The 23,215-nt window shown below is 71.2% G+C and carries 20 protein-coding genes, 1 tRNA gene and 1 other RNA gene; 8 read left to right on the top strand and 14 right to left on the bottom strand.

Features of this window, described 5'->3' with window-relative positions:
* Positions 1-161: 161 nt before the first annotated feature.
* The 3 genes from P696_RS0110700 to P696_RS44635 all read left to right on the top strand — a co-directional run bounded on the left by P696_RS0110700 (position 162) and on the right by P696_RS44635 (position 4,111).
* Positions 162-1,136: an ornithine cyclodeaminase family protein gene (locus tag P696_RS0110700; RefSeq protein ID WP_026412339.1), complete on the top strand. Its 975-nt coding sequence runs from the start codon at positions 162-164 to the stop codon at positions 1,134-1,136.
* A 115-nt stretch (positions 1,137-1,251) separates the two neighbouring features.
* Entirely contained in the window at positions 1,252-1,968 is a 717-nt protein-coding gene (locus tag P696_RS0110695) for a FadR/GntR family transcriptional regulator (RefSeq protein ID WP_026412338.1), read from the top strand.
* Between the two features lie 841 nt (positions 1,969-2,809).
* Positions 2,810-4,111, top strand: coding sequence for a CynX/NimT family MFS transporter (locus P696_RS44635; RefSeq protein ID WP_084337217.1), 1,302 nt, complete (start codon positions 2,810-2,812; stop codon positions 4,109-4,111).
* Positions 4,112-4,552: 441 nt separating this feature from the next.
* Here the strand turns inward: P696_RS44635 and P696_RS0110685 are convergent, their stop codons facing one another.
* The 7 genes from P696_RS0110685 to P696_RS0110655 all read right to left on the bottom strand — a co-directional run bounded on the left by P696_RS0110685 (position 4,553) and on the right by P696_RS0110655 (position 11,198).
* Positions 4,553-4,870, bottom strand: a complete 318-nt coding sequence (locus P696_RS0110685; protein WP_026412337.1) for a type II toxin-antitoxin system VapB family antitoxin — start codon at positions 4,868-4,870, stop codon at positions 4,553-4,555.
* A gap of 195 nt (positions 4,871-5,065) precedes the next feature.
* A complete protein-coding gene (ypfJ, locus tag P696_RS0110680) occupies positions 5,066-5,947 on the bottom strand; it encodes a KPN_02809 family neutral zinc metallopeptidase (RefSeq protein ID WP_026412336.1) in 882 nt (293 codons plus the stop codon).
* 142 nt (positions 5,948-6,089) lie between these two features.
* Positions 6,090-6,755 carry a GntR family transcriptional regulator gene (locus P696_RS0110675; RefSeq protein ID WP_026412335.1) on the bottom strand — a complete coding sequence of 222 codons (666 nt, stop codon included), beginning with the start codon at positions 6,753-6,755 and terminating at the stop codon, positions 6,090-6,092.
* Positions 6,756-6,908: 153 nt separating this feature from the next.
* On the bottom strand, positions 6,909-8,216 hold the full coding sequence (locus P696_RS44630) for an MFS transporter (protein WP_245627599.1): 1,308 nt from the start codon (positions 8,214-8,216) through the stop codon (positions 6,909-6,911).
* Positions 8,217-8,316: 100 nt separating this feature from the next.
* Positions 8,317-8,661 carry a hypothetical protein gene (locus P696_RS0110665; RefSeq protein ID WP_026412334.1) on the bottom strand — a complete coding sequence of 115 codons (345 nt, stop codon included), beginning with the start codon at positions 8,659-8,661 and terminating at the stop codon, positions 8,317-8,319.
* A 329-nt stretch (positions 8,662-8,990) separates the two neighbouring features.
* Positions 8,991-10,046 (bottom strand): M4 family metallopeptidase, encoded by a 1,056-nt coding sequence (locus P696_RS0110660; RefSeq protein WP_026412333.1) that lies wholly within the window; start codon positions 10,044-10,046, stop codon positions 8,991-8,993.
* A gap of 141 nt (positions 10,047-10,187) precedes the next feature.
* Positions 10,188-11,198: an ArsR/SmtB family transcription factor gene (locus P696_RS0110655; protein ID WP_026412332.1), complete on the bottom strand. Its 1,011-nt coding sequence runs from the start codon at positions 11,196-11,198 to the stop codon at positions 10,188-10,190.
* Positions 11,199-11,367: 169 nt separating this feature from the next.
* On the opposite strand from P696_RS0110655, the gene P696_RS0110650 reads away from it, so the two are divergent.
* Positions 11,368-12,663, top strand: a complete 1,296-nt coding sequence (locus P696_RS0110650) for an MFS transporter (protein WP_084337215.1) — start codon at positions 11,368-11,370, stop codon at positions 12,661-12,663.
* Between the two features lie 200 nt (positions 12,664-12,863).
* Positions 12,864-14,060: an NBR1-Ig-like domain-containing protein gene (locus tag P696_RS52255; protein ID WP_051467285.1), complete on the top strand. Its 1,197-nt coding sequence runs from the start codon at positions 12,864-12,866 to the stop codon at positions 14,058-14,060.
* Positions 14,061-14,118: 58 nt separating this feature from the next.
* Here the strand turns inward: P696_RS52255 and P696_RS56855 are convergent, their stop codons facing one another.
* The 4 genes from P696_RS56855 to P696_RS0110625 form a co-directional block, all read right to left on the bottom strand.
* Positions 14,119-15,066, bottom strand: a complete 948-nt coding sequence (locus tag P696_RS56855) for a SpoIID/LytB domain-containing protein (protein WP_170026400.1) — start codon at positions 15,064-15,066, stop codon at positions 14,119-14,121.
* A 38-nt stretch (positions 15,067-15,104) separates the two neighbouring features.
* Positions 15,105-16,004 carry a peptidase inhibitor family I36 protein gene (locus P696_RS0110635; RefSeq protein ID WP_026412330.1) on the bottom strand — a complete coding sequence of 300 codons (900 nt, stop codon included), beginning with the start codon at positions 16,002-16,004 and terminating at the stop codon, positions 15,105-15,107.
* Between the two features lie 75 nt (positions 16,005-16,079).
* Complete coding sequence (locus P696_RS0110630) at positions 16,080-16,910, bottom strand: peptidoglycan-binding domain-containing protein (RefSeq protein WP_026412329.1); 831 nt, start codon at positions 16,908-16,910, stop codon at positions 16,080-16,082.
* A gap of 379 nt (positions 16,911-17,289) precedes the next feature.
* Positions 17,290-17,601 carry a cupin domain-containing protein gene (locus tag P696_RS0110625; RefSeq protein WP_026412328.1) on the bottom strand — a complete coding sequence of 104 codons (312 nt, stop codon included), beginning with the start codon at positions 17,599-17,601 and terminating at the stop codon, positions 17,290-17,292.
* A 178-nt stretch (positions 17,602-17,779) separates the two neighbouring features.
* Between P696_RS0110625 and P696_RS0110620 the strand changes: the two genes are divergently transcribed.
* A complete protein-coding gene (locus P696_RS0110620; RefSeq protein ID WP_026412327.1) occupies positions 17,780-18,751 on the top strand; it encodes a 1-aminocyclopropane-1-carboxylate deaminase/D-cysteine desulfhydrase in 972 nt (323 codons plus the stop codon).
* A gap of 114 nt (positions 18,752-18,865) precedes the next feature.
* Here the strand turns inward: P696_RS0110620 and P696_RS57990 are convergent, their stop codons facing one another.
* From P696_RS57990 to P696_RS0110605, 3 genes are all read right to left on the bottom strand, one after another.
* A complete protein-coding gene (locus tag P696_RS57990; RefSeq protein ID WP_026412326.1) occupies positions 18,866-19,063 on the bottom strand; it encodes a hypothetical protein in 198 nt (65 codons plus the stop codon).
* Positions 19,064-20,009: 946 nt separating this feature from the next.
* Positions 20,010-20,097 (bottom strand) — tRNA-Ser (locus tag P696_RS0110610).
* Positions 20,098-20,107: 10 nt separating this feature from the next.
* Positions 20,108-20,458 carry a DUF952 domain-containing protein gene (locus P696_RS0110605; protein WP_026412325.1) on the bottom strand — a complete coding sequence of 117 codons (351 nt, stop codon included), beginning with the start codon at positions 20,456-20,458 and terminating at the stop codon, positions 20,108-20,110.
* A gap of 72 nt (positions 20,459-20,530) precedes the next feature.
* On the opposite strand from P696_RS0110605, the gene ffs reads away from it, so the two are divergent.
* Positions 20,531-20,626: signal recognition particle sRNA small type (ffs, locus tag P696_RS53615), an RNA gene on the top strand.
* A 39-nt stretch (positions 20,627-20,665) separates the two neighbouring features.
* Positions 20,666-23,197 carry a DNA polymerase III subunit gamma and tau gene (locus P696_RS0110600; RefSeq protein ID WP_026412324.1) on the top strand — a complete coding sequence of 844 codons (2,532 nt, stop codon included), beginning with the start codon at positions 20,666-20,668 and terminating at the stop codon, positions 23,195-23,197.
* The last annotated feature ends 18 nt before the right edge of the window (positions 23,198-23,215 follow it).

The raw sequence follows: 23,215 nt of genomic DNA, 5'->3' as shown, positions 1-23,215 counted from the left end.
GTAGCGACCGCGCCCGCCCGCCTGGCTTTTGCGGGCGGGCGCGATCGTCTTCTGGTGTCCGGAATGCCACGTCCTGGCCGATGGCCACTCCAGGGCGATGGATGCCGGGACTGCGTGGCGGCGGGCGCAGGATTGTCGGAGGCGGGCGGTACGGTTCGGCCGTGATCGTGCTTTCGCGGGCGGACGTCGAGGAGTTGCTGGACATCGGGGCGCTGGTGGACGCCTTGGCGCCCGCGATGGCCGATCTTTCGGCGGGCAGGGCCGAGGTCCCCGCCCGCACGGCGGCGCCCGTGCCGGAGGCGGACGCGCTGCTGCTCGACATGCCCGGGTACGCGCCGTCCGCGAACATGCTGATCAGCAAGCTCGTGTCGGTGTTCCCGGGGAACGCGGGGCGCGGCCTGCCGGTTCGTCAGGCGGTCGTCGTCGCGTTCGACCCCCGAACGGGAGAACCCGCGGCGTTCATGGACGGGACGTACCTCACGGCGGCCCGGACGGGGGCGTGCGCGGCTCTTTCGGCGCGCCTGCTGGCCCGTGCGGACGCCTCGGTCGCCGCCGTCCTGGGGACGGGACCGCAGGCCCGAGCGCACGTGGAGGCGCTGCCGTTCGCCCGTCCGTTGCGGGAGATCCGGGTGGCGGGCCGCGATGTCGACCGGTCGCGGGCGTTTGCGGAAGAGATGTCGGGCGGCGGGGTTCCGGTGCGCGCCGTGGCGTCCCACAAGGAAGCCTGTGACGGCGCGGACATCGTGTGCGGAGCGACCTACGCGGTCGAGCCGGTGATCCGGCGCGAGTGGATCGCTCCCGGGACGCATGTCACGTCGGTCGGCTACAACCCGCGCGGGCGTGAGGTGGACGACGCGACCGTCGCCGGATCCGCGCTGTTCGTGGAGTCGCGTCGGGCGGCGCTGGAGGCCGTCCCACCGAACCTCGATCTCGCCGATCCGCTCGAGAAGGGCCTGATCAAGGCGGACCATGTCCGCGCTGAGCTGGGCGAAGTAATCGAAGGCACACGTCCGGGGCGGATGAGTCCGGACGAGATCACGCTTTACAAGTCTGTCGGCGTGATTCCGCAGGACATCGCGGCGGTTTCCCTCATCTTGGCCGCCGCACGCGCACGGGGTCATGGGGTGGTGACGTAGCCGACATCCCGGGATTCCGCGCGGGGTTGGCGGATCAGGGGGCGGACGTCCTAACATGGAGACATGGGATGATTGGCTCATTGGGAGTCATCCAGTACTGCTCGGGAGGGGGAACGTGACACTGCGAACAGCTCGCCGCTCGTCCCTGGTCGAGCAGGTGATCGAGCAGCTCAAGGGCGAGATCGTCGCGGGCACGTGGCCGGTCGGCGGCCGGATCCCGCCCGAGCCGGTGCTGTCGGAGAGCCTCGGCGTCGGACGGAACACCGTGCGCGAGGCCGTCCGGGCCCTGACCCACGCCGGGATCCTGGAGAGCCTCCAGGGGGACGGCACCTACGTGCGCGCGACCAGCGAGATGTCCGGCGCCATGCGGCGCCGGCTCGAGCGGGCCGAGCTCGTCGAGACCCTGGAGATCCGGCGCGGCCTCGAGGTGGAGGCGGCCCGGCTCGCCGCCGCCCGCCGGACCCCGGCCGATCTCGCGACGATCCAGGCGGCGCTCGCCCGGCGCGACGAGGCGTGGTCGGCCCGCGAGCACCCCGAGTTCGTCGAGGCCGACCTCACGTTCCATACAGCCGTCGTGGAGGCCACCCACAACGGCATGCTGATCGAGCTGTACCGCGACTTCAGCGCGGCCCTGCGGGCGAGCATCGGCGCCGCCGGAGCCGTCGTCGAACACGCCGACATCCCTCACGGACCCATCGCCGCCGCCATCGCAGCGGGTGACAGCGAAGCCGCGGCCTCCGCCGCGCGCCGATGTCTCGACCAGATCATGGACGAGGCGGACGACCACAACACCGACGACGAAGTCGAACGTTCCGTCCCCGACGTTCCCTGACCCCGGACCGGCCCCAGACCCCGGACCGGTCTCCGTCCTGAACACTCAGGCTGGCCGGCCGCTACGCAGGGTTCCTGAATCCGCCTGGACCGCACACCGGTCCGCCCGGCGTGACATGCGTCGCCTCAGGGCAACGCATGCGCCGTGACCAGGTGCGATCCGATGCGGCATGGGACTCGCGTCGTGCGGGTGCCAGCGGTCTCGCCGAGAGCCAGAGGCCCCGGGGCGTTGGCGATGGAGCCGCGCCGGGGAACGGCCTCCGGCCGGTGTGCCAGATCCATGCGACGCGCGGATCGGACTCACTACGGGCTCCGAATAGTGGGGTTCGTCGGTCCCTTGACCCTGCATCTGGGCTCGCCCGGTGCACGGACGCAGCTCGCAGCACGAATGGGGTGCTGGGCCGTCCAGCGGCCTTGTGTGGGTGGGGTTTCTGGCGATGCTCGCTGGCCGGGCGGCGCGCTGTGGCGTTCGGGGGCTGCGCCAGGTCCCGAGCATGTCCAGCGCGGATCGGGCTGGCTCATTCAGCGGGACGCCTGTCGCGCCGCGTATGGGCGCTGGGCTGGCCTGATGTGCGGACCGGGCTCCCACGGCATGTGGGCGCGGGGTGCTCGTGGGACGGGCCTGCGGCTCGTGTAGGCCCGCGCCAGGCAGGGCTCCGGGGCGAGTGCGTGCGATGCGTAACAGGGGTGCCGCTGATGTGGGGCCGCTTTGCTCTGCGTGGCGCGCGTGGGTTGGACGTCGAGCTTCGGGCAGGGGCGGCGTCTGGCCGTGGAACCAGGCTGACCAGACAGAACATTCACGACGATGGCGCCGCTGTGGCGGCGCCCGGAACCGAAGGATCATGAAGACCAAGGCATCGACCACTCCGCCGGCCGCTTCCCGGCTGACGACGATCTGGACCCTTGTCGGGCTCATCCTGCTGACCGTGAACCTGCGGGCGGCGATCACCGGTGTCGCGCCCGTGCTCAGTGACCTGAAGGAGTCGCTGCACCTGAGCGGCATCGAGGTCAGCGTGCTGACCACGCTGCCCGTGCTGTGCCTCGGGGTGTTCGCCTCGATGGCCCCGGTGCTCGCGCGGCGCGTCGGACCCGAGGTGGCGATCACGGTCGCGCTGGTCCTGATCACGAGTGGGATCGTGCTGCGGGTCGTTCCCGCGCAGATGGCGCTGTTCGGGGGGACGGTGCTCGCGGGCGCGGGCATCGCGATGGGCAATGTCCTGATGCCCGCGATGATCAAGAGCGCCTTCCCGCGCCGGGTGGGCTCGCTGACCGGCCTCATGATGATGCTGATGGCGAGCAGCGGTGCGATCGCCGCAGGGCTGGCCGTGCCGCTGGACAGCACGGGCGGGTGGCGCCTGGCTCTGGCCGTGTGGGCCGTCCCGTCGCTGGTCGGGGCCCTGGCCTGGGGGCCGCTGGCACTCCGGACGCGCCGCGATCGGCGTTCGGTCAATGCGGAGCCCGCCGCCGACCGTTCCGCTGGTGCTGAGGGCTCGCTGTTGCGGTCGCCGCTGGCCTGGGCCGTCGCCGGGTTCATGGGACTGGCGTCGCTGATGTTCTACGTCCTGATGTCGTGGCTCCCGCAGATCATGCAGGACCACGGGTTCGCGGCGGGCGAGGCCGGCGCGATGGTCTCGGTGATGATGCTGATCGGTATCCCGCTGGGCTTCGCGGCTCCGGTCGCGGCGGCCCGGATGCGCCGTCAGGGCGCGCTGGTGATCGTGGTCGCCGCGACGATGGTCCTGGGCATCGGCGGCCTGCTCGTCGCGCCGTCCGCCGGGTGGCTGTGGGTGGCCTTCCTCGGCCTCGGCACCGGCAGCGCGTTCCCGCTGGCGTTCACCCTGCTCAACCTGCGCTCGCCGAGCCCGATGGTCGCCGCGCGCCTGTCGGGGATGGCGCAGACCGCGGGCTATCTGCTCGCCGGGGTGGGCCCGTTGGCCGTCGGCCTGCTGCACGACCTGACCGGCGGCTGGACGATCTCCCTCGGCCTGCTGTTCGTCCTGATCGTGCCCGAGGTGATCCTCGGCCTGCTGGCCTCGCGGCCGCGGTTCGTGCGGCCCAGCGGGACGGTTGCCGAGGCTGAGTTCGCGCGCCTGGTCGAGTCCGGCGCCATGGAGTCCGTTCGCGAGCCCGCTCGAGCCCGCTGACGCGAAGCGCGAACGCGAAGCGCGAACGCGGAGGCGAACGCGAAGCCCGAACACGGAGGCGGACGCGAAGCCCGAACACGGAGGCGGACGCGAAGCGCGGGCGCGGAGGCGGAGCGCGAACGCGGAGGGCGGACGCGAAGCGCGGAGGCGGAGGGCTGAAGCGGAGGGCTTACGCGAAGCGCTGACGTCGGACGGGCGAGCGATGCGACCGAGAGGCTCTGATCCAGGGCCCAGTCCTGCCGCCGTTCAGGGCGCCGTCGTCGCCTTGCCTTGGGCTTCAGCCGGCGCGGCACGGGGGGCTTGGTCAGGGCGTGTCTCGCGCCTTGTGGGCAAGCGTGTGCTCGCCTTCGGCTGACCGGAGTCGGCCTGGCGTTGGGTGCGGTTGGGGGAGATGGGCGGGTGGAGGCGTGGACGGCCTCCGGGGAAGGCGCTTGCTGTGGATCAGCCGGGGTCGCCCAGGTCGACGACGTCCAGGTCCAGGATGCGGGCGTGCAGGACGAGGCGTTGCTGCAGGGCGGCGCGGAGGGCTCGGTGCAGGCCGTCCTCCAGGTAGAGCTCGCCCTTCCAGTGGACGACGTGGGGGAACAGGTCGCCGTAGAAGGTGGAGTCCTTGGCCAGGAGGGACTGCAGGTCGAGCTCGCGTTTGGTGCTGATGAGCTGGTCGAGCCGGACCTGGCGCGGAGGGATCTTGGCCCAGTCACGGGAGGACAGGCCGTGCTCCGGATAGGGCTTTCCGTCACCGACCGCCTTGAAGATCACGGTTTCGAGTCTACGGTCTCGGGGGCCGTGGGCAGCGTGGTCGCCGCCCGGGCCCGGCCGGTGTCGCCTAGGAGCGAGGGCGTGCGGGGAGCGGATGCTGGGAATCCGGGTATGGCGGACGTCTCGGGCGCCGGGTGTCGGCGATCGGCTTGGTGGTGCCTGGTCATGGGCGTCCTCGGGTGGTGGCGGGACGGCTCAGATGGAGCCGGAGAAGGTGTCGCATCGGCTGGGATCTCCTGTCTGGTAGCCGGTTGAGAACCACTTCTGGCGTTGGGCGGCGGTGCCGTGGGTGAAGCCCTCCGGGTCGACGCGGCCCTGCGCGCGCTTCTGGATGCGGTCGTCGCCGACGGCCCCGGCGGCGTCCAGGGCGTCGCTGATGTCGCTTCGGGTGAGGCGGGTCAGGAAGCCGGTGGACACGGCGTGGTTGGCCCAGGCGCCCGCGTAGCAGTCGGCCTGAAGCTCGAGGCGGACGGAGCCGCCGGTCGCGCCCTTCGCGTTCGCCTTCACCCTGGTCATCGTGCCGAGCAGGTTCTGGATGTGGTGGCCGTACTCGTGGCCGACCACGTACGCCTGCGCGAACGGGCCGCCCTTCGCGCCGAAGTCGTGCTGGAGGTCGTCGAAAAAGGACAGGTCGAGGTAGACGCGGTGGTCGGCGGGGCAGTAGAACGGGCCGACCCTCGAGGTGGCGTGGCCGCAACCGGTCTGGGTGGCGCCGCTGAAGAGCCGTGTCTTCGCGGGCGAGTAGCGGCGGCCCTGGTCGGTGAACTCCCGTGACCAGTACTTCTGGACGCTGTTGACGGTGCCGACGATGCGGCAGTCGGCGGACTGGTCGGCGTCCGCGCCCGTGCGGCACTTGGCGGCCAGGTTCGACCCGGAGCCGATCTGGCGCTGCCCGCCGGTCGGGTGGGAACCGGAGCCGCCGGTCAGGTCGAGACCGAACACCAGCGCGACGATCGTCACGACGACACCGACGGCCCCGCCGCCGATGATCATGCCGCCCGGCATGCCACCGCCGCCTCCGCCGCGCGCGTCCTCGACCTGGGAGGCGTCGAGCTCGGCGTCGTCTCTGAAGTCCATCCCGCCCCTTCTCTCCGGCGCCCTCGCGGCCGAGGGCGTCCTCACCAGGGTGGCACGGACGCCGGAGACCCCGCGTCGTCCGCTCCGAGTTGTGGATAACTTCGCGGTCAGGCCGGTTGAGCAGGGGTGATGCGGGTGTCGGTCAGTTTGCGGGGGGAGGCAGGCGGATGTCCTGCCCGCCGAGGCCGAGCCGCCTGAGGATCCCGCCCGCATGTTCCTGGAGCAGTCTTCGCGCGCGCGGGGCGTCCGCGTCGCGGAGCGCGGCGGCGATCAGGCCGTGCTCTTCGACGTCCTCGGCCGCGTTGTCCGGGTCGGCGACGGAGCCTGCCGTGAGCCGGAGCTGCTTGTTCCACAGGCGCGCGTACATGTCCTGGACGACGGAGTTCCCCGCCGCCGCCAGGAGCCGGTTGTGGAAGGACGCGCCCATGTCGACGAAATCGTCGTCCCGGACGGGACGGCTGGGGTCGGCGTCCGGGGCGAGCGCGTGCCCCAGTTCCTGGAGCCTGTCCGTGCCCATGGCGGCGACACGGTCGAGCGCGAACAGCTCCAGGAGCAGGCGGGCCTCCATCGTTTCCCGGCCTTCGGCCAAGGTCACAGGGACGACCAGCCAGCCGCGCTTCGGGTAGAGCCGGAGGAATCCCTCGGCTTCCAGCCGGTGCAGCGCTTCGCGTACCGGGGTCCTGGAGATGTCCAGCTGGTCGGCCAGCGCCCCCTCGGACAGCAGCGTGCCGCCGGGATGCGTGCCGTCCAGGAGGCGCCGCCTCACATGCGAGTACGCGCGTTCGGCGGCGGGGGTGCGCATGGTCATATCGTCATCGTCCCGCAGATCGCGCGCTGCTTTCAGCGTCTGGAGCGCACTGGGGACGCAGGACGCTCCGTCCGCCCCTCGGGCCTGCGCGTCCACCTGCGCCTGGCTCGTATACGTGGGGGCGTGGGCCCTGTGTGCCCGTCTGGTCCTGGCTCATGCCTGCGCGTCTGCTCGGTCCAAGCGCAGCGTGCTCTGCGGGGTGCCCGCGAACTTGCTCTGAGGGAGGTGGCGGCGAGAGTTGGTCGCCACGACGGTCAGGCAGGCGAGCACGACGGCCGTCACCAGAAGCAGAAGGACGGTGTAGGAGAGGGCAGAAGAGAGAAGTGCCAGCGTGGCGGGCAGGAGGAAGCCCGTGTAGGTGAGGGCGTAGAACACGCCAGTGAGCCCGGCCAGGTCCCGTCCGGTGGCGATGCGCTGGATTTCCAGAAGTCCGTTGACGAGTCCGATGCTGTAGCCCGCTCCTAGGACGACCGCCAAGGCCAGCCCTGCCCAGGGCGAACGGGGACCGGCGTTCAGCGCGGCCATGAGCGTGCCCAAGCCGACGAGGCCCAAGGCGACCATCGCGCCGCGCGCGGAGGAAACAGAGTCAAGCCGCTTGGCGATGGGCTGGACGGCCACGCCCGTCCCCAACGTGAGGACGGTCAGCGCCGTCGCGTAGACGAGCTGCCAGGTGCCCATCCGGTCGGCTTCCAGCTGAGGGGTGATGGCGTAGGCGATACCGGCCGCGCCGAAGATCCACGGGGCCGTGGGGAGCACGACCCTGACGAACCGCCGGTGCCCGGCGGCCGGAACGCGCAGATCCCGCCAGAGCGGTCCTTCGATTCGTCCAGGAGACAGTTGTGGCACCTTCGGCAACATCATCAGCACCGCGATGGAGAGTGCGATCGGCGGCAGGTAGGGGAGCACCATGGGCCACGGAGCCCACTGAGCCAGGACACCCGCGACACCCGCCCCCATCCCGAACCCGGCCGTGAGCGCCAGCGACGCCCGTCGTGCGCCCGCGGCGGGTGCCGCGTCCGGATCGAAGGGAGCCCCGGAGAGTTCCTTGACCCAGCTCGTGCCGACCGCCATCGCGACGCCGACCGCCACGCCCGTCAGCATCCTGCCCAGGAAGATCGGGCCGACGCCGAGGGGACCGGCGGCGAGCACCGCGCACGCGATCGCCGACAGGGCCGTCCCGAGGAGCATCAGCGGCCTGCGTCCGTAACGGTCCGAGGCCGGGCCGCCGACCAGCAGGCCTGGGACCAGGCCGAGGACGTACGCGCCGAGCATCGCGTCCACGGTGAGGGGCGAGTAGCCGCCCAGCTTCCGGTACATCACCAGCAGCGGCGTGAACTGGTTGCCCGCCCACCCGCAGCAGAACATCGCGGCGGCGACGGGCCGCCAGGCGGACGTGGCGGGACGCGGTTCGTCGGGTCCGGGCATCGCGGCGGGGATCTCTCGTTCGGGGGATACTTGCATCCTAAGAATATGCGACTTGTATACAAGATGGCCGTGTGGGAGGTGAAGAGCCATGTAGACGGTCTGTGACCTGTGTCTTCGAGCGCGCTCGCGGGTTCGGTCAGCGCCGGAGGTAGTCGTAGCGGGACGGCGCCCGATCGACGAACACCTGACCGTCCCTGACCTGCCATTCGGCCTGGCCGGTTCCGTCGCGCTCGTCGAAGACGAGGAGGAGCCCGCTCACCCGGTCGCCGTCCTCGTCGGTGGCCGGGAGCGCCGCGACCCTCCGGACCAGCGCGAGCACCTCGTCGGGCGAGCGGACGGCCCGGGCGAAGCACGCCGCGTCCAGCCAGCCGCCCTCAGGAAAGCTCCATCCTTCGCCGCCTTCGGCCTGGATGATCCGCTTCGCCTCGGCCTCCTGCCCCGAGAACTCCAGCCACCCACGGACGTACACCCACGCACCCATACGCCTGATGATGGCAGCGCCGATGCGGCGGTTTTGCGCGCCGCGAGGGCGGCGCCCAGGGGCACGAAGCGGTGCCTTGGTGTGCGAGGGCAGTGCCTGGAGCGCGCGGGCGGTCACCGGGGTTGCGAGGGTGGTGCCCGGAGGCGAGGGGGATCCGAGCAGCATTGTGTTGCAGTTCTCCGAGAGTCAGCGGTTCTTCACGGAGAGGAAGGGCGGGGTGTTCGCGGGGACCGGCCCGCCCACGCATGAGCGGGGCGGGCCGGGAGATGCCGACCGGGAAGGCGTTCCGCGCTACTCGGCTAGTGCGGGGGCGTCCTCGGACGGAGGTGTCAGAGGCCGGGGATCTGCCGGGCGGCGAAGGCGCGGCGGACGGTCTCGGCGGCCTGGTCGCCGTACATGGTGCGGGCCGTGGCGACCGTGGTCTTCGCGGCGGCGCTGAAGCTGGTGTCCGGCGCGAACGAGAACTGGGCGTTGACGATGATCCGGTCGGCGACGCGGGCGCCGAGGGCCTGGCGGATGTCCCACAGGGCGTTGGACCAGATCTCGCCGTCGGCGTGCACCTCGCCCACTTTGTCGCCGTACACCTTCCCGGTGTCGAGGCGGCGCAGGCAGTGCGGGGTGCCGGAGGTGTAGCCGGTGGAGTCCCAGTCGGCGACGCAGGGCTCGGGGGTCAGGCGCGGCCAGCCGTACCGGGCGTCCGCGGCCAGGCCCACCTCGACGCCCAGGTAGTCACCCCAGGCCTCGCCGATCGCGCCGGCCTCCTCCGACGTGCCGAACCCCGGCACCTGGGCCTCGTGCACGGCGTGCCCGTACTCGTGGACGACCACCTCGGCGTCCTCGGCGTCGTCCACGCCGCCCTTGCCGAAGCGGATCTCGTTCTTCTTGTCGGTGAAGAAGGAGTTGTCGGAGCCCCACTGGTTGATCCGGACGTTCTGGGGCTTGTCGTTGGCGCCCGGCAGCTCGGAGCCGAAGCCGAGGCCCTGCAGGTACTCCTGGGCCTCGTTGACCCAGAAGTAGGCCATGACCTGCTCGAACTGGTCGGCGTCGCGGGTGAACCGGAAGTCGCCGGTGGTCGAGAACGCGGGCGCGCCGGTCTCCGAACGGACGACGGCCCACCGGCCGGAGAGGTTGCCGCTGCCGTCCAGGTTCCGGAGGGCGACCGTGGTGTAGGCGGAGGCGGGGACGGCCGAGGCGGCGTCCTTGCCGTCCGTCAGCCCCTCGTTCCCCGAGGACTGGACGGGGTTGACCATGAAGATCTGGCCGGTGGCGCTGGTGGTGTTCGCGCCGGGCGCGGCGAGCGCGGGGGTGGCGGCGAGGCCGGACGCGGTGACGACCGCGCCGACGGCGGCCAGCGCGAGGCGTGGTGCGCGGATGGAACGGGACAAGGCTCCTCCAGGGGCGGACCGATGGACCGGCCGGGGGGCAGACCCGGTCTGTTCGGGGATCATGCCCCACCTCGGGAGCTCTTGGGTAGAGGGGTGCGCGTTCCGGCCAGTCTGACCGAAAGGTCCCGCGCTGCCCGGGCGTCAGTCCAGGGGACCGCCGTCGGCCAGGAGGCGTCGGCCGAGTTCGGTGGTGGTGTGCCGGACGCTCCGTCCGGCGCGGTGGGTGGTGATCAGACCCGCCGCGCGAAGGGCGGACGCGTGCTCGGACGCCGTGGACTTCCCGACTCCGAGACGTCCGGCGAGTTCGGTGGTGGTGGCGGTTCCCTGGACGGCGCGCAGCGCGCGGGCCCGTCCGCGGCCGACGAGGACGGTGAGGGCGTCGCGTCCGTGCGCGGGGCCGGGCGTCGGGGCGGTGGCGTGGTAGGCGATGACGGCCTGGCGGGAGGAGGTCACCGACCCCGTGATGGCGAGCGAATCCGGACCGGTGAACGGGCTCGGCATGAGGAGCAGTCCGTGGCCGGACAGGCTGATGGTCCTCTCCTCGGGACCGTGCGTCCGGCGGCATGCGTTGAACGTGAGCGTCAGCGTGGCGTCGTCGCGCCAGGTGAGCCGGGAGCTCAGGCCGGACAGCATGGACGCGGGCCCGGCGGTGGCCATCTGGGCTCCGCGCTGGGCGATGTCCGCGCGCAGCCGCTGCTCGATCCCCGGCCAGTCCTCGGCCAGGCAGGCGCGGAACAGCGAGCGGGCCCCGTCGACCAGCCCGGCCAGACGGCGACCCGATCCCTCACGCAGCTCGCGCACGCTGCGCGGTGCCCGGGGGAGGGCGTCGACGTACCGGAGGTCCTCCAGGATCCGCGCCTCGGTGAGGGAGCGCAGGGCCTCCAGCTCGGTGGCGAACGAAGGACCCGCCCCGTCCCGCGGCGCGGGGAGCACCGGCGTGAGGAAGTCGGGCACGTACCAGGGGTGCGCGTTGATCAGTTCCAGGAGCGGTGCGGCGGCGTGCGGGACGAGCCGTCGGCGGGCCCGTTGCCACGCCCGTGCCTCGCGTGAGGGCTGGTGTCCCCAGAAACCGATGACCAGGTTCTGCAAGGGGGACACCGCGATCCTGGTGTGGCCCAGGTCCTGAGTCTCCGCGACCAGGTTCAGCCGCAACGGGCACCCCTTTCCCCTGGTGGCCGTGTACGCCCACTGGCGCCGTCCACGGTAGCCGCGCCCCGGGACGGCCGACGGTTCGGGGCCGCGCCGAACTGTTGGCCCTGCGCTGGGCCGGAGTGTGAATCTGGCGGCTCCCCAGATCGACGCACCGTGCAGGAGAGTTGTGATGCAGGACCAGAAGGAGGCGGTCGGCGTCGATGTCGTCCTTGACGTTGGCGAGCGTCAACGGACGTCCGCCGACGCGAGTGGACGCAACGCCCGGGTGCTGGTGGCCTTCACCGCCGTGACGAACCTGACCGACGGCGTCACCAAGGTCGCGCTGCCGCTGCTCGCCAGCTCGCTGACGAGGTCTCCGGCGCTGGTCTCCGGGGTCCTGTTCACCATGACGCTGCCCTGGCTCCTGGTCTCGCTGCACATCGGCGTCCTGGTCGACCGCGCCGACCGGCGGCGGCTGCTGTGGACGGCGAACGCCCTCCGCGTCGCGGCGGTCGGCGTCCTCATGGCCGCCGTCGCGTCGGACGCGATCGGCCTGCCGCTGCTCTTCGCCTGCGCGGCGGTCCTCGGCGTGGCGGAGGTCATCGCGCTGACGTCGGCCTCCGCGCTCGTCCCCGACGCCGTCGCACCCGAGGGACGAGAGCGCGTCAACGCGGTGATGACCGGCGTGGAGACGGTGGCCAACGAGTTCGTCGGTCCCTTCGTCGGCGGCATGCTCGTGGCGGTCGGCGCGAGCCTGGCGCTCGGGGTGTCCGCCGGCGGCTACCTGGCGGCGACGGCGCTCCTGCCCCTGCTGGTCGGCCGGTTCAGGGTCGTCCGGGCCGACGGCGGACCGAAGGTCTCGGTCAACCGGCAGATCGGCGAGGGGGTGAGTTTTCTGTGGCGGCACCGGCTACTTCGAACGCTTTCCCTGTCGGTCACCGTCCTGGTGACCTGCTGGGCCGCGTGGTTCGCGCTGATGCCGCTGGTCGCGACGCGGGTGTGGGCGCTGAGCCCCACCGGTTACGGCGCGCTGGTCGGCGCCCTCGGCGTCGGTGGACTGGTCGGCACGCTCGTCGTGGGCTTGGTCAACCGCCTGCTCGGCCGCCGCTGGGCGATGTTCGCCAACATCTTCGCCGCGGCCTCGATGGTGACCGTCCCGGCCGTCACCGCGAACGTCTGGGCCACGGGCGCGGCGGCGTTCCTCGGCGGTCTCGGCAGCACGTTGTGGGTGGTCAACGCGCGGACCATCGGCCAGACCCTGGTGCCGCCGGACATGATGGGCCGTTTCAGCGCGGCGTCCCGGCTGTTCGGATGGGGGCCCCTGCCCCTGGGGTCGGCCGCGGCCGGCGCGCTCGCCCAGGCGGTGGGATACCGGGTGGCGTTCGGAGCCTTCGCCGTCGCCGCGTTGACCGTCGTCGTCCCGTTCCTCCGGAACCTCACTCCCGAAGCCCTGGCCGACGTCGAGGCCCGCATGCCGTCCCGCTGAACGCGCTCACCGCACGCCGGATCACCTCTGTCCGCGCAGGTGGACGGGGGTGGCGCGGCGGTTCGGACGATGCCCTGACCTGACGGTTACCGAGGGGACACCGAGGATGCGCCTACCGGTCGGCTGGGGTTCGTCCGCAGGGCGGAAGTTCAAGCTTGAGTAAAACGTGTGGCCGCTGTTAGCTTCACTCGGTGGACCGCATGCGTGAGCGAGCGGAGGCGATTGAGCACTTCGCGGCAGTTCTGCGGGAACTGCGCAACTCCGTGGGCAATCCCTCTTTCCGGGAGATGTCCGGCCGGTCAAGGGCGATCTCGCACGCGACACTTCACGAGGCCACGCGGGGCAACCGGCTCCCGAGCTGGGCCACCACCGTCGAGTTCGTCAAGGCGTGCGGCGGGGAGCCCGAAGCGTTCCGCGAACGCTGGGAGAAGGCGAACCTCACGGTCAGGTCCGTGACCACCGGGGGCCACCCCATCGTGGACATCCCGGCGGACGGCACCGCCGAGGACACAGCGAACGCCGCCGCAGGAAGCACCGGGCACGACGCTGCGAACAGCGCCACGCACGATGCTGCGAACGGCATCGAGAACGACGCTGCGAACGGCGACGGAAACAGCATTGGGCACGGCGTTGGTAACGGCGCTGCGGACGAGGCGTTCGGCGAAGCGCTCGGGTTCGGAAAGGGACGGCCGTCCGATGGGCCCGCGGGCGAGATCCAGGCGTCCGACCAGCTCAGCGGCGAGGTTCTGCTGGCGGACGGCGGCGGCGCGGTGCAGACCCGGCAGGTCGAGCCGATCGCCGGTGACGTCCTGCTCGCCGTCCCGGCGACGGAACGGCGAGGACGGTTCCGTCTGACTCGTCCGCTCACGGCCGTGTTCGCGGCGGGCGCCGTGGGGACGGTCGTCATCTGCGCGGTGGCCTTCACCCGCGGCTCCTTCGCGCCCGCCGGACACGACCTGAACCCGTCCGGCGCGACGGCGGAGGCCGCTCAGTCCTGCCCGGTGAAAGCGCCGCAGCCGTCGGACACCCCGCCCGCGCACGACGGCGACGAGTCCATCTTCGTCGCCGACGTCACGTTGTCCGACTGCACGCACGTCCCCGCGGGCAAGACCGTCACCAAGGTCTGGCGGCTCAAGAACATCGGGACCGTGCCATGGAAGGGGTACTCGCTGGTCCGGCTCGACCTGCCGCAACACCCCGACCAGTGCCAGACGGCCACCAACATCCCGATCAACGACACACGGCCCGGCGAGCTGGTCGACATCTCCACCGACGTCGTCACGCCGGGCAAAGCGGGCCTGTGCTACCTGCGGTTCAAGATGCTGGACGCGACGGGCACGGTCGCGTTCCCCGGAAAACGCCCGGTCAACCTTCAGATCATCGTCGACGAACCCTAGTCCTCCGCCGCGACGCGGGAGCCGCGGCGGAGAACCAGGGATGTCGGCTTTGACGGGATCAGGAGAGGGCGATCCCGCGGTAGTAGTACTTCAGGATGCCGCTGTAGCTCCAGCCCGCGTTGGCCTTGTCGCGCGAGCCGTTCTGCGACAACCACTCCCCGTCCCGCCATGCGCCGCACGCGGTCGGCTTGGAGCAGTACTGGGCCTGGAAGACGGCTCCGCTCCGGGTCATCCGGGTGCCCCACGTCGCGTCCACGGCGGCGCTGGTGGACCCCGTCGCGGACCCCGGACGGTACACCTGGCTCGACGTGGTGTCGTAGACGTCGAAGCACGCGCCCCAGGACGTCTTGCGCGTCGAGTGCATCGCCCAGTACCAGCCGTAGCTCTTGACGGCCATCGCCCCGGCCCTGAGCGACTCCCTCGGCCAGCTCGGCACCCACTCGTTGGGCAGGACGTTCTTGACGTACGTCCTGAAGTCCACCCGCTCCACGCGCCGTTGCGACACCCGGTACACGAGGATCGACGACGGGGCCTTGCTGTTCGTGCCGTCGGTCTTGCAGCCGGACGGCGGCGGAGTGGTGGAGCCCAGGAACTGGTGCGAGGCGTTCTGGTTCTTCAGCGTGGCGTCGAGATTGCCGCGGGCGCCCGGAGCGAAGTCCTGGGAGTGGCCGCCGTAGCGGCTGTTGAAGTAGACGCGGACGGTCTTGCCACTCCGGTTCCACACCGACGCGGCGTTGTTCTTGACGCACACGCCCTTGCCGGTTCCGGCGCTCTTGAAGTCGTAGCAGGACGGCTGCTTGGCCCCGTAGTCGGCGACCGACCCGGTGAAGTCCGAGAGCGAGCCGTTGTTGTTGCTGTTGAAGTAGTAACAGAACTCGCCGCTGTCACAGACTCCGTCGCGTCCCGCCGCCATGGCGGGCGAGGCGGTGGCGAGCACCGCTCCGCCGAGCGCCACCGCCGCGGTCGCCGCGGTGAGCCCCGGGACCATCCGTGCGGTCCTTCGCATCGACACACCCATCCTTCGCTCGAGTAGCCCGGGACGCGTCATCGGACGTTGTAGCCCTGGGAGATCCAGAACGAGGTCGGGTTCGGGTTGTCGAGGTGCCAGTCGCTGACGCTCTTCGCCGCGAGCGTCGTGCGGCCCGGCCGCATCTCGACGTGGGTGTGCGCGCCGCCGGACGACGAGATCCCGCGGTACGACTCGACGGCGATGACCTGGCCCCTGCTGATCGACTGGCCGATGCGCAGCGAGCCCGACGGGGCGGAGTGCAGGTAGATGATCGTCTTGCCCAGCGAGGAGTTGTAGACCGCGATCGTGGAGAGGCCGCCCGAGCCGGTGTGCCCCCAGACGACGTTGATGACCTGCCCGGAGACCAGGGCGTGCACGTTCGAGCCGATGCCGCGGGCGATGTCGATGCCCTCGTGGCGTCCGGGGGTGCTCGTGTAGCCGTCGAAGCCGCAGGTGATCCGTCCGCCGCCGGTCTGGTACAGCGCGTACGACATGTTCGTCTTCGACGACGGCGGGTTGGAGCCGAGGAACTGGTGCGAGGCGTTCTCGTTCTTCAGCGTGGAGTCCAGGTTGCCCCGCGCGCCCGAACCGAAGTCCTGGGAGTGGCCGCCATAGCGGCTGTTGAAGTAGACGCGGACGGTCTGGCCGCTGCGGTTCCACACCGAGGCCGCGTTGTTCTTGACGCACACGCCCTTGCCGTTGCCCGGGCCCTTGAAGTCGTAGCAGGACGGCTGCTTGGCGCCGTAGTCGGCGACCGACCCGGTGAAGTCCGAGACCGAACCGCCCTGGTTGCTGTTGAAGTAGAGGCAGAACTCGCCGGGGTCGCAGACCCCGTTGCGTCCCGCCGCCATGGCGGGCGAGGCGGTGGCGACGACGGCCCCGCCGAGCGCCGCGGCAGCGGTCGCAGCGGTGAGGACCTTCTTGAAGGTGCGCATGACTGATCTCCTTCTCTGCGGTGCGGGTGCGGTGCGGGCGGGGGGCGGGTCTCGGGTCACGGGGAGCTCGGGTGGTCAGCGAAGGCGCAGGTACTCCTCCCACGTGCGGATGGGCACCTTCGGCCCGTCGTCCGGGCCGTGGTTGGCGAGGCCGTTCTCGCCGAGGTAGTAGTCGCCGATCTGGTGCTGGGCCGGGCTGGACAGATCGGTGTCGCTGATCGCGGCCGCGTGGATGTGCCACGGCCAGTCGCCCTGGCTCGGGTTGCGGACCCAGGCGGCGAACCCGACCTGGCGCAGCGCCTTGGCCACCCTGGTGCGCGTGGCGGCGCTCATCCCCTTCACGTTCACGTCCACGACGCCCCCGCCGTCGTGGGTGCCCGCGGACGTCGGGTCGCCGCCGGGGTTGTAGGACCCCTGGTCAAGCACCAGGTTCCGGTGCAGCAGCCGCTTGGCCTCGGCGAGCATGGCCTGCGTCCGGGCGTCCACGACGAACCTTCCGGCCTGCACCCGCGCGCCCGGCGTGATGACGTGGGTGACCCGGAATCGTCCTTCGCCGAGCTTGGCGAGCGACGTCCTCCCCGGCAGGCCGTTGGCCCCGAGACCGCTGTAGCCGAGCGACTTCTGGTACTTGGTGTAGGCCGCGATCGTCGTGGTGCCGAAGTAGCCGTCCACCCACTTCGTGTCGAGCAGCTTCCTGTCCGCGAGTGCCTTCTCGACGAGAAGGACACTGGCCTTCGCGCCCGGCGTCAGCGTGTTGTCGGGCCGCCGCGGATCGATCTGCGCCGCCTTGACGACGGCCTCCATGTTCACGCTCGGAAGCGCCCTGGCCGGAGACGCCGACGCCTCCGTCGCGGAGGCGAGCAGCACGGCCGCCGCGAGCACGGCGACGCTTGAGGACAGCTTCATCGGTTCTCCCCGTTGCGGACGTGGGCGAGGCCCAAGACCGAGCCACCGCCACCGATGGCTCACAAGCCCGAAGCGTCACGGATTTCGCGAATGTCAACAACGGATCGGTGTCGTCAAACTGTCAGAGACGCCTCTGAACAGGGCGAATACAAACCTGCTGACCGAATGCTTGACGTTCCCTGGACATGATCAGCACGCCTGCCGCGCACGCCCGCGGTGCTCCGCGGACCGACCAGGCCCACGCGCTGCGGCCGCGGGCGCAGCGGCGGCGCCGGGTTGTGGACGGCTGCGGGGCGGGAACACGAGAGGGCCGTCCCTGATCGGGACGGCCCTCTCACTGAGCTCGCCGATTCGGCGGCCCTGGCATGCGGGGAGGGGGCTAGATGCTGCCCTTGCGCTCGATCACGAGGATGCGCGCCTCGGGCGCGGGGTGGGCGACGTGTTCGTCGCCCACGTCGGCGTAGCAGATACGGCCGGGGGTGAGGCGCTCGACCAGCTCCTGGCCGTCCTCGCGGTAGTGCATGTCAACGGCGCCGTCCAGGACGACGAAGACCTCCGGGCCATCGTTGAGGTGCCAGATGTAGGGCTGGTCGGTCCAGTGCAGCCTGACCGTGGCGTTGTCGATCTCGGCGATATCGAGCGCGCCCCACGCGCGGTCGGCGGTGAAGGCGCTGGAATCCATGAAGCGCATGCCGCGATCATGGCACCGGAGAGTACGAGCCGATTCAGCAGGGCCGAAACGGCTGACTCGGTGTACTCAAGGGACTGGACGAGGGCGCGACCGCCTCGGAGCGTTAGGTGGTGCTTGGCCACAGTCGCTCCGAGGGGCGGTTCGCGAACGCCGACATCCGACGCGTGCTGGGAGAGGTATGACCGACAGAGCGCTACTGCACCAGCGTTGCCCCACGCTTGAGCGAACCCTGCCCTTCCTCCGGCTCGGGGACGCCCCGACGCCGGTGCGAGAGCTCACCGGGACCACCCGGACCGACCTGTGGTGCAAGGACGAAGCGGGATACGGCTCCGGCGGCTGGGGTGGGAACAAGGTCCGCAAGCTGGAATGGCTCCTGCCCGAGCTGCGTCGGCGCAAGGCGCGCACCGTCCTGACCGTCGGCGCGACCGGGACGAACTGGGGCCTGGCGGCGGCGCTGTACGCGCGCGAACTCGGGATCGACACCGTCCTCGCGCTCATCGACCAGCCCGAGGACGACCATGTGCGCGAACAGCTGCGCAGGCTGCGGCTGTCCGGCGCGACCCTGCACTTCACCCACAGCAAACCGCTGACGATCGCCGCCGCGCCGTGGCTGTTCCTGCGGCACGCGCGAGGGCTGCGGCTTCCGTACTACCTGCCCGCCGGAGGTTCCGCGCCGATCGGTGTGCTCGGCTACGTCGAGGCGGGCCTGGAACTCGCGGAGCAGGTCGCGGCGGGTGATCTACCGGAGCCCCGGCACATCGTCGTGCCCGTGGGCTCGGGCGGGACCGCCGCAGGCCTGGCCCTGGGCTGCGCGCTGGCCGGGCTCCGTTCACGGGTGCTGGCGGTGGTGGTCAACGACACGCTGCCGCTGGCCGCGAGCGATCTGACCAGGCTCGCCGGCCGGACGGCGACCATCCTGCGCAAGCGCGGCGCGGCCCTCGACATTCCGCCGCTGAGACTCGCGTCGACCCGTGACCACCTGGGCCCCGGGTACGGCCACCCGACGTCCGAGGCGACCGCCGCCGCGGACGTCGCCGAGGCCACCGGCCTGCATCTCGACCCCGTCTACACCGCCAAGGCCTTCGCCGCGGCACTGAAAACCGACCTCGACGGCCCGGTGCTGTTCATGAACACCTACGGCCCAAGATGATGACCTCGGACCACCCCACAACCGGCCGCCGAGACGGCCGGACGGGATGATCAACGCAGAGGGTCCCGCGCCGGATTCCGACGCGGGCTTCTCTGCATGCGGAGCAGGTCCGAACTATCCGACCGGCAGGCAGATCGCCCATGCATGGATTGCGGCACCGGCCGTGTTGTCCAGCGGGCTGGTGACCTCCCAGCCTGTGTTGGTGCTGTTGGGATGCCCTTTCTCGCCGATTCCCCCGTAGGTGTTGGGGCCGTCGGATGTGTACCCGCCGCCGACCAGGGTGTAGCCGGTCGGACACTCGACCGTGGCCACAGCCACCCCGTTTGCGGGAACTGACAGCCCGTTCACCGTGATGCTGGGCCCCGACACGCCGTTCGCCCCGGGAGGACCCGCCGGACCGGTCAGACCCGTCAGGCATTGGGCCCCTGTCGGCCCTGTCAGGCCTTGGGGCCCTGCTGGACCTGCCATGCCTTGCAGCCCTTCAGGCCCTACCGGTCCTTCCGGGCCACATCCGTGGTGCCTGTGGCAGGAGCCCGGGCATCCGTGATGCCGAGGGCAGGAGCCTGGCTTCCATGGTGCCGATGGGGGCCCGAAGTCCCGCGAACGCGGCTGTTCTCCGCCGTTGCCCCACGGGCGACCATCGGCCGCCGTCACTGCCCCGGGCCTGGACGATCACCATCGCGTGCGAACGCCAAGCCCTGTCAACCCCTGGCTGACCAGCAACGACGCTCTGTTCCAGAGATCATCTCCCCAAGCGGAGCATGAGAAACCCGGCGCTCACCCGACCTGACGGCCGGACCGAAGGCATGCCCGCACTGGCCGGACGAGCCGAAACGGCCCGCCGGATGACCGGCGCACCGTCACAGAGGCTCGAGGCTTGTCCAGCTCCCCGGCCCTGATCGAGAAGGACCCAGAACCGATCGAGGGCGACCTCGCTTCGATCACCGACGGGGCATCTGCGTGGGCGGCGTCTACGACGGTCGGCTCGTCCACGACGACAGCTGACCACGGGCGCTCCCGGCTTCCGAGGTGCGTGGCGGGATGACGCGTGCCTGGCCATAGCGGAGGTCATGGGGGTGCGGTGGGCCCCGTCCCCGGCATTCGCGATCTACTCGGCTCACACCAGGCGAGGGCCGCTGCCTCCGGTCAAGGAGGCGCCTGGGGGCCTGTGGCCGCCTCTGACGGCCCATTTGAGACCCAAAGCAGTGAGGGCGGCACCCGGTGGGTGCCGCCCTCAACGTGCTTAGCCCTTTCGGGCTGGCGGAGGATACGAGATTTGAACTCGTGAGGGGTTGCCCCCAACACGCTTTCCAAGCGTGCGCCCTAGGCCACTAGGCGAATCCTCCGCGGGCAAGCTTACCGGGTCTCGGGGACTGCTCGGACATCAATTACGGCCGAGGGCGGGATCGGGCCGTAGACGTGGGGGAAGAGGCGGCCGTCGGCGGGTTCCAGGCGGACGTCCAGGCCGGTCGTCCTGATCGTCAGGAGGGCCAGGTCGGACGGGGGGACGTCGCTGTAGAAGGCCGCGAGGACGGCCCGGACCTGGTCGAGGTCGGAGGAGCAGTGGATGAAGCCCTCGTCGTCCAGCGTCCGGCCGCGGGTGGACATCGTGTACGGCGCGCCGGAGGAGCTGGCGGATTCCCAATGCAGGCGCTCGGCGATGTGCAGGACGGTTTCGGGTGGTGGGGAGGGGGTGTGGTCCGTCATGGTGGCGGAGCTTACGTCCCGGCGGTGTCCGGGAGGAGGCGCGAGCGGGACCGGGGATGCCATAGACTCTGGGCAGACCCCTCGCACGGCGTCACCCTGTGAACCTCCCCAGGGCCGGAAGGCAGCAAGGATAAGCAGGCTCTGGCGGGTGTGCGGGGGGTCCTTTTCGCTTCTGACGCTCTGCTGCTTCAGGGAGGGCGGCCCCCGATGAGCCTGGCTCTGTACCGCAAGTACCGTCCAGCGACGTTCGCCGAACTCAAGGGGCAGGAACACGTCGCCGAGCCGTTGCAGCAGGCGTTGCGCAACGGGCGCATCAATCACGCGTATCTCTTCAGCGGGCCCCGAGGGTGCGGCAAGACCTCGTCCGCGCGCATCCTGGCGCGATCGCTGAACTGTGAGCAGGGCCCCACGCCCGATCCCTGCGGGGTATGCGACTCGTGTGTCGCGCTCGGGCCCACGGGGACGGGCCACATCGACGTCATCGAGATCGACGCCGCGTCCCACGGTGGCGTCGATGACGCCCGTGACCTGCGAGAACGTGCTTTCTTCGCGCCGGTGGCCGCGCGCTTCAAGGTGTACATCATCGACGAGGCGCACATGGTCACCCGGGAGGGCTTCAACGCGCTCCTGAAGCTCGTCGAGGAGCCCCCGCCGCACCTGAAGTTCGTCTTCGCGACCACCGAGCCCGAGAAGGTCATCGGGACGATCCGGTCACGCACGCATCATTACCCGTTCCGGCTCATTCCGCCGGGGACGCTGCAGGAGCTCGTCGAGGAGATCCTGAAGAGCGAAGACGTCCCCTACGAGGCCTCCGCGCTGCCGCTCGCGGTGCGGGCCGGGGCCGGGTCCGCGCGGGACACGCTGTCGATCCTGGACCAGCTGCTCGCCGGGTCGGACGAGAAGGGCATCACGTACACACGCGCGGTGTCGCTGCTCGGGTACACGGACTCGGCGCTGCTGGACGAGGTGATCGGGGCGTTCGCGGCGCGGGACGGCGGGGCCGTCTTCGCGGCGATCGACCGGGTGGTCGAGAGCGGGCAGGATCCGCGGCGGTTCGCCGCCGACCTGCTGGAACGCGTCCGGGACCTGGTGATCCTGTCGAACGTGCCGGAGGCCGGGGGATCGGGGCTGCTGAACGTCCCGCCGGACGAGCTGGAGCATATGCGGCGGCAGGCGTCGTCGCTCGGCCAGGGGGAGCTCACGCGGGCCGCCGACCTGCTGCACACCGGGCTGACGGAGATGCGGGGGGCGACCTCGCCCCGGCTGCTGCTCGAGCTGATGGCGGCGCGGATCCTGCTTCCGGCGGCGTACGGGGACGAGGCGTCCCTGATGGCGCGCCTTGACCGGCTTGAGCGGGCCGCGGCCTCCGGGGGCTTGGCGCAGGGCGCGGGGATGACTTCGGGCGGGGTGGCGCAAGCTCACTCGTACCCGCAGGCTCACGCGCCTCAGCAGGCTCACGTGTCCCAGGGGCACGCGCCCCAACAAACTCACGCGCCTCAGGCTCATGCGCCCCAGCAACCCCCGCCCGCCCAGGGGGGCGACCCCACTTCCAGTGTCCAACGCCCCACGGGGGCGGTGGAAGGCGAGCGCGGTTCTGTGGATAACCGCGGAGCCGGTGGTGCGAACGCTGCGGATGCTGGCGCTGCGAACGCCGCTGCTGTGAGCGCTGGCGTTCCGAGCGCTGGTGCTGTGGGCGCTGGTGGTGCGAATGCCGCCGGTTCGGCGGCTGGTGTCCCGGGTGCTGGCGGTCCGGGTGCTGGTGGTCCTGGAGCCGGAGGCTCGGGGGCCGCGGGCGCTGGCGTTTCCGGGCCCGTGGGCTCCGGTGGCTCGGGTTCCGGTGCAGGAGGCTCTGGGGGTGCGAGCTCCTGGAGTGCTGGGGGCTCGGCTTCCGCTGGGGGCGCTTCCGGCGGATCTGCTTCCGGACGGCCCGCCTCGGGCGGGGGCGCGGGTGCCTCCGCTGACCAGGCCGGGCAGGACGGCGGCGACGTGTCGATGGTGCAGCAGCGCTGGCCGGAGATCGTCGAGGCGGTGAAGTTCAAGAGCCGCGTCGCCTGGGTCTCGATCACGAACGGGGTCCGGCCGGTCGGGCTGGTCGGGAACCAGCTCACCCTCTCCTTCGAGGCCGAGGGAGCGCTCAAGAACTTCACCGCGGGCAACCGTGACACCGTCCTGCGCGAGGTGCTCCGGGAGCGGCTGGGCGTCGACTGGCGTATCGAGGCCGTCCTCGGCGGCGCCGCTCCGGCCGGTCCCGGAGGCGGACGGTCCGGACCCGCCGGAGGCTTCGGCGGAGGAAACGGCGGAGGCGGCGGCGTCCCGGCGGCGGGATTCGCCGGCGCGTCCACCCCGGCCCCGCCGCCCGCTCAGGGCCCGCGACCGTCCGGACCTCCGCAGAGCCCGTCCGTCCCGTCGCCCGCTCAGCCCTCCCCGCCCGCTCAGGCGGCCTCCGGATCGTCCGGCCCGGGTCGGGCAGGACAGGGTGTCCCGGCCAGCAGGACGGGCGGCCCGGGCAGCGGCGGCGGCTCCAACGGGGCGTCCGCGTCCTCCTCGGACCCCGGCCCGCTCCCGCCGCCTCCGGACGAACCCCCACCGCCGTCCGAGCCCGGTCCGCCGGACGACATCGACGTGGTCGACCCGGAAGGCGACGCCGACTACGACGGCACGGAGGCCGAGGCCGGCGGCATGGCGCTGATCCAGCGCGAACTCGGCGGCACGATCATCCGCGAGATCGACAACACCTGATCGACAAGACCTGATCGG

The organism is Actinomadura oligospora ATCC 43269 (assembly GCF_000518265.1).
Lineage (GTDB): Bacteria > Actinomycetota > Actinomycetes > Streptosporangiales > Streptosporangiaceae > Spirillospora > Spirillospora oligospora.
The sequence above is the reverse complement of the archived record's forward strand: the minus strand, read 5'-3'. Positions and strand labels throughout refer to the sequence as shown.

What these genes read in the sequence shown, in the direction of transcription:
- P696_RS0110665 (WP_026412334.1), bottom strand. Translation starts at nt 8,661, where the DNA reads ATGGGTGCGTGGGTGTACGTCCGTGGGTGGCTGGAGTTCTCGGGGCAG.
- P696_RS0110600 (WP_026412324.1), top strand. Translation starts at nt 20,666, where the DNA reads ATGAGCCTGGCTCTGTACCGCAAGTACCGTCCAGCGACGTTCGCCGAA.
- P696_RS44630 (WP_245627599.1), bottom strand. Translation starts at nt 8,216, where the DNA reads ATGCAAGTATCCCCCGAACGAGAGATCCCCGCCGCGATGCCCGGACCC.
- P696_RS0110625 (WP_026412328.1), bottom strand. Translation starts at nt 17,601, where the DNA reads ATGCGCTTCATGGATTCCAGCGCCTTCACCGCCGACCGCGCGTGGGGC.
- P696_RS0110605 (WP_026412325.1), bottom strand. Translation starts at nt 20,458, where the DNA reads ATGACGGACCACACCCCCTCCCCACCACCCGAAACCGTCCTGCACATC.
- ypfJ (WP_026412336.1), bottom strand. Translation starts at nt 5,947, where the DNA reads ATGGACTTCAGAGACGACGCCGAGCTCGACGCCTCCCAGGTCGAGGAC.
- P696_RS0110675 (WP_026412335.1), bottom strand. Translation starts at nt 6,755, where the DNA reads ATGACCATGCGCACCCCCGCCGCCGAACGCGCGTACTCGCATGTGAGG.
- P696_RS0110630 (WP_026412329.1), bottom strand. Translation starts at nt 16,910, where the DNA reads ATGAAGCTGTCCTCAAGCGTCGCCGTGCTCGCGGCGGCCGTGCTGCTC.
- P696_RS0110635 (WP_026412330.1), bottom strand. Translation starts at nt 16,004, where the DNA reads ATGCGCACCTTCAAGAAGGTCCTCACCGCTGCGACCGCTGCCGCGGCG.
- P696_RS52255 (WP_051467285.1), top strand. Translation starts at nt 12,864, where the DNA reads ATGCGTGAGCGAGCGGAGGCGATTGAGCACTTCGCGGCAGTTCTGCGG.
- P696_RS44635 (WP_084337217.1), top strand. Translation starts at nt 2,810, where the DNA reads ATGAAGACCAAGGCATCGACCACTCCGCCGGCCGCTTCCCGGCTGACG.
- P696_RS56855 (WP_170026400.1), bottom strand. Translation starts at nt 15,066, where the DNA reads ATGCGAAGGACCGCACGGATGGTCCCGGGGCTCACCGCGGCGACCGCG.
- P696_RS0110650 (WP_084337215.1), top strand. Translation starts at nt 11,368, where the DNA reads ATGCAGGACCAGAAGGAGGCGGTCGGCGTCGATGTCGTCCTTGACGTT.
- P696_RS0110620 (WP_026412327.1), top strand. Translation starts at nt 17,780, where the DNA reads ATGACCGACAGAGCGCTACTGCACCAGCGTTGCCCCACGCTTGAGCGA.